We start from the raw sequence: 6000 nt of genomic DNA on the forward strand, positions 1-6000 counted from the left end.
ATATACCCAAAAATGGGTATGCTATATATCCTAAATGGGTTAGTAAGACAGCACTTCTACTTCTGTTCTTCTGTTTGCTTGATGCTCTGCTGCAGAACATTTCACTCCATCTGCACAGCGATTTACTAAACGGCGTTCGCCATACCCTTTTGCAACAAGACGATCTCGTTCTATACCCCTAGATATAATATAGTTAACGGCACTCTCGGCTCGTCTTTGAGAAAGCAAATCGTTATAACGATGACTACCTCTACTGTCCGTATGACTGGATAACTCAATCCTTAATGTTGGATTGTCTCTCAAAGTCCGCACCAATTGATCCAGTACTATCGCTGCATCTTTACGTATATTATGTTTATCAAAATCATAATATATATCCTCCAATACAAACTTATGACCGACGTCCATTATAGGTTCTAAAAATAAGGAAACCTGATAAACAGTATCTCTAGTCGGTATATTAGTCATCAAACTAACTGAATCTGCATGATAACCAGATCGCTCACCCAAAATTTTATACCTCGTGTTTTTATCAGCATCAAATGTAAATTCCGCTTTCTGACCACTGTTCGTTTTAGCGATCATTTGTCTCTTATCGGAATATAACGTGACATTGGTCTCTGCTAAGAGTTCACGGGATTTTTTGTTAAACGTTTTTCCTTGAATCAGGATTTTAAATACGGGCTTTTTCGCAGCATAGTGATAAATATCATCGCCACCTACAGACCCTCTCCTATTGGAAGAAAGAAATCCTTTCCGTGCCTCTCCATTATCTTCTTTCACAAAATATGCAAAATCATCAGAGGCGCTATTGACCGGGAATCCCATATTTTTCACTTGGGTTATTTTATTACCCAATATAGCAGCCTCGAATATATCTAGCCCTCCCATTCCCGGTTTACCATTACTGGAATAATAGAGTTTATTGCCAAATACCATTGGAAACATTTCATCATACTTCGAATTCACCTCTGTTCCTGCATTCACAGGTGTACTCCAAGTGCCGTCAGTTTGTTGGTTACAATACCAAATATCCACACCTCCTACTCCACCCGGCATATCGGAAGCGAAATAAAGTCTCCTTTCATCATCACTCCAAGCTGCATGCCCTACAGAATATTCCTTGACGTTATTAAAAGGAAAGGCTGTTTCTTTCCAAGTATCTCCTTGTTTCTCGTACAGCATTAACTCTAATACAGAACGTGCCCATTTTTTTCCATCATTGCGGTATTTCTGAACGTCTTTCCCTGGATATGTGCGTGTTACAAACAACTTATCGCCCAATTTATTAGCGGCAACAGGTCCTACATGATATTTCGCTTCGTTGATACTTGCATCCCCCAACATAGTCCCTTTTCCAGACGCATTGATATCTCTTGAAAAAAGTCGCAGAAAAGATTCTCCCGTCATTCCAGACTTTGCCACAGACGCATCGGATGACTCTCCCGCATACAGCAAAGAGGTCGGTGTAGCGATCATCGAGAATTCGGAAAGCGATGTGTTTACATCGTTAAACCCTAAGATATCCACCTTATTTGGTTTAGCGATCCAACGAGCAGCAGAATCGGCTCCTTGTGCAGCTAACTTCACAAAATCATCGTCGCCTTGCTCCTCCAAATATCTTTTATACATGGCTTTAGCTTCTACATATTTTCCATTTTGCTTTAGTACGTTGGCGTAGCCTATCAAAGACTGCTTGTTGTAATCAGATCTTTGTACGACACGCGCGTACCAATTTTCGGCAAGATCATAATTATTAATCTCCGAATAGCTCTCCGCCAAACGCTCTAAATTTTTCGTTTTTACTTTTTTAGACTCGCTCAATTTCGCATACAATTGAGCGGCATTATAATATTCGTATTTTTCAAAAAGCAAATCTGCCTTGGCCTGCAAACTGAGCTGTTCTTGTGCGCAAACGGTAGTCGTGAGGACTAACAAGCCCCAAACGAAATAATGACCTAAAAATATATGTTTAAATTTCATTTCAGTACGTTTTAAAAGAACCTTGGACTTAATATCTGTTTCAGCGCACGATCGAAAGTTATACCTAATGTCACTTCGTGCGTACCACTCTGTAGACCGCTCATCTTATTGAGCATTGCATCATACGAATATCCGATCCGAAAACGCGGTGTAGCATAAAATTGCACGATCCCTTGTACCGAATTCAGCGAGCTTAGCTTCATCGCTGAATTGTCATAGTAATCCCGCTTAAATATCCTAGATCGCGTACGATAGCCTCCTCCAATCCAAAACTTATTATTAAAGATCAACATTGCATTGGCATCAAGCGAAGTCGGTCCCTTGAAATCATCTTTTATTAAGATACTTGGCCGTAGATGCAAGCCCTCCTCTAAAGAGATCAGACCTCCTGCTATTACATAAAGACTTACATTTTTATAGAGACTTTCCAACGAGTTTGCATTAAAGACGAAGTCTTCATTATCTACCGAATTTGAAAATAGATCATGTACTGCTGCTCCGGCATATATCTTCGGTGTCGCATAGTATACACCTAATCTAACATCAGGCACCCAAGTGGAAACTTTGCCATCTGGGAGCACACGATCCCCTCCTGTCACTGGATCCAACTTAGTACCATCTAGACCATATTGTGTTATCCCAGCGGCGACCCCTAAGCTAAGCCGTTTGGTATCTTCTGGATCAAGTTGCAAGCGCAAAGCATAATTCGCATATATCGAAGTCGCAGATTGTGCTCCCAGTCCATCCGCGGTTACTTGCAGACCTACCCCGTGCCTTCTATTGATAGGATCTAAGACCCCATCAATAGAAATACTTCCTGTCTTTGGAGCTCCGCTCCAGCCTGTCCACTGGCTTCTTAACCCAACCTGTGCAAACCACTCTTCTTTATATCCGGCATATGCTGGATTAACGCTCAGCGAATTGAATATATACTGTGTAAACTGTATGTTCTGCTGTGCTTGTGTTGTTAAAAAACAGGTTAGGCCCATCAGTAACAGCACAAATCTCTTCTTCATATTATTCTTGTTCATGACTTTATGCTTTAGCGTGTTTTGATTAGTACATGACCTTTATATACATCTTCTTTGGTTCCCTTAATCGTCTTGATGATATAGAAATAAGTTCCTTCATTCAGACCTTGTCCGTTCCATTCATTTCTGTAGTTATCGTTTCGATACACTTCATTACCCCAACGGTTCAAAATAGTCACCTCGGTACGGTCAAACGCTTCGATACCTACGATTTCAAAGGTGTCGTTTACATTATCACCGTTAGGTGTATACACGTTTGGAATGAAAAGCGGCATTGGTAAAACACTCACTATTCTTTCCGCACTTCCGCTGACTGATCCTCCGATAAGGTCTGTAGCGGTAGCCGTAACTACGTTTACAATCTTACCGTTGTCAAAATCACTACGAACCACCGTGTAGCTAGTTCTACTACCTTTCTCCTTATTGAAGGTCACAGTTTCACCTATTGCCAGAGTGGCTATAGTCTCATTTAGTCCTGTCAATGGATCACGTACCTGTACATTCTTAAGATCGTATTGTCCTTTGTTTGTGACCGTGATACTGTAGTTAATGACTTCGCCAGCTTTCTGTACTTCTGTCTTATCAGCGACTTTAGTTACTTCAAGGACATTATTGAAGAGTACTGGAATCACCACTTCATTTGAAAGTTTCTCTATTACGCCGGTTGTCGGGTTAAATGATCGGAATGCCACGACTCCAGCTACTGTACCTTTCACTTGAGCTGTATTTCTGATCTCTCCTCGAATAATATCTGCCAGTACAGAAGCGTATGTAAGTTCGAATTTCTTCGTTTGTCCAACAGCTAAGTTTCCAGCATTACCGGTGAAGTTCGGGAACATAGGATCTGTAACGACTACATTCGCTAAGTCTGTTGAGCCTGTATTCTTCACTTCAATGGTATACTCAATCTCTTCTCCTAAGAACGTAACTACACTCTTGTCTGCACTTTTCACAATATCGATTTCAGGAGTGAATGTAATTTTAGTCGAAGCATCGTCAGTTACTCGTTCCCTCGATTTCAAAGTAGCTGAGGCTATATTATCTAAAGAAGCTTTCAATAAATCGGCATACTTGACAACGTAAGTCAACGAATACGTTTTAACCTCGCCCACTTTCAGATTGATTACTTCGTTGAAGCCCAACATTACATCTTCTACCGTGACTTCTTCCAGGTCTGTATTTCCTGTATTTGTCACTTTGATAGTATAGATCAACTCCTCACCAACTTTAGAAACATTTTCTTTATTTACTGTTTTATCAATAGCCACTTTTCCTAACTGACAGATGTTAATTACCACCTCGTTGGATGCAATGCCCACAACTCCTTCCGTTGTACCTGTCACCGTTCCACTAGGTGCTGTACCTTTTACAGATGCTGTGTTACGGATCGAACCGACATTGATATCGTTTTGATCAACTACGTATTCTGCAGTAAATACACGCGTTGCTCCTGGTGCCAGACTACCACTTTCTGTAGATGTTACTGCACTTATTCTCGGTAATACATCTGTCACTGTCACGTTGCTCAAAGCTACATTGCCCGTATTCTTAACAACGAATGTATAAGTTATTTTGTCGCCTGTTTTCAGCCCGTAACAATCGTTGCTTGCTGGCAAGTTATGGCGTTTTTCGATAGTAATTCCCGCTAATCGATCTGTAGGGATCTCAACTTCTGGATTTTCACTTCCAACAGTAGCGATATTACGGATCACAGCTCCTTCTGTTAAATCGGCATTTACCTTTACTTTGAAGCTTACGGAAACCTCGCCACCGAACGGTACATTAACGGACCAGTTAAGCATGCTGCCGGTTAAGCTGCCGCCACCTGTAGCACTGTTCGCCACATAAGTCGTGTTCGCCGGGATAGCATCGCTGATAGCAATACCTGTCAACGCAACGTCTCCTGTGTTCTTAACAGTGATCGTATACGTCAGTTCCTCACCCGACTGTGCCTTGTTATCGCCGCTCGCATCAACAACCGTTTTAACGGAACTGTGCGATGGGCTGTTCTCCGTAGGGATCTCGATCTCCGGTTTATCAGTACCAACGGTAGCAATATTCTCGATCGATGTTACCCCCGTAAGGTCAGCGTTAACTTTTACTTTGAAGCTAACAGAAACCTCGCCACCGAACGGTACATTAACGGACCAGTTAAGCATGCTGCCGGTTAAGCTGCCGCCACCTGTTGCACTGTTCGCCACATAAGTCGTGTTCGCCGGGATAGCATCGCTGATAGCAATACCTGTCAACGCAACGTCTCCTGTGTTCTTAACAGTGATCGTATACGTCAGTTCCTCACCCGACTGTGCCTTGTTATCGCCGCTCGCATCCACAACAGTTTTAACTGAACTGTGCGATGGGCTGTTCTCCGTAGGGATCTCGATCTCCGGTTTATCAGTACCAACGGTAGCAATATTCTCGATCGATGTTACCCCCGTAAGGTCAGCGTTAACTTTTACTTTGAAGCTTACGGAAACCTCGCCACCGAACGGTACATTAACAGACCAGTTAAGCATGCTGCCGGTTAAGCTGCCGCCACCTGTAGCACTGTTCGCCACATAAGTCGTGTTCGCCGGGATAGCATCGCTGATAGCAATACCTGTCAACGCAACGTCTCCTGTGTTCTTAACAGTGATCGTATACGTCAGTTCCTCGCCCGACTGTGCCTTGTTATCGCCGCTCGCATCAACAACAGTTTTAACTGAACTGTGCGATGGGCTGTTCTCCGTAGGGATCTCGATCTCCGGTTTATCAGTACCAACGGTAGCAATATTCTCGATCGATGTTACCCCCGTAAGGTCTGCATTCACAGTAACCTTGAAGCTAACAGAAACCTCGCCACCGAACGGTACATTAACAGACCAGTTAAGCATGCTGCCGGTTAAGCTGCCGCCACCTGTAGCACTGTTCGCCACATAAGTCGTGTTCGCCGGGATAGCATCGCTGATAGCAATACCTGTCAACGCAACGTCTCCTGTGTTCTTAA

3 protein-coding genes are annotated in these 6000 nt (G+C 42.9%); all 3 read right to left on the reverse strand.

The window, feature by feature from the left end; translation table 11 throughout:
• Nucleotides 1-39: 39 nt before the first annotated feature.
• On the reverse strand, nucleotides 40-1983 hold the full coding sequence (locus tag G7B20_RS05565) for an OmpA family protein (RefSeq protein ID WP_164109055.1): 1944 nt from the start codon (nucleotides 1981-1983) through the stop codon (nucleotides 40-42).
• Between the two features lie 11 nt (nucleotides 1984-1994).
• Nucleotides 1995-3014, reverse strand: coding sequence for a type IX secretion system membrane protein PorP/SprF (locus G7B20_RS05570; protein ID WP_240465984.1), 1020 nt, complete (start codon nucleotides 3012-3014; stop codon nucleotides 1995-1997).
• Between the two features lie 11 nt (nucleotides 3015-3025).
• The coding region (locus tag G7B20_RS05575) for a gliding motility-associated C-terminal domain-containing protein (protein ID WP_164109056.1) at nucleotides 3026-6000 on the reverse strand (2975 nt) is incomplete at its 5' end.

The sequence above is a fragment of the Sphingobacterium sp. xlx-96 genome, from assembly GCF_011007365.1.
GTDB classification, from domain to species: Bacteria; Bacteroidota; Bacteroidia; order Sphingobacteriales; family Sphingobacteriaceae; genus Sphingobacterium; species Sphingobacterium luzhongxinii.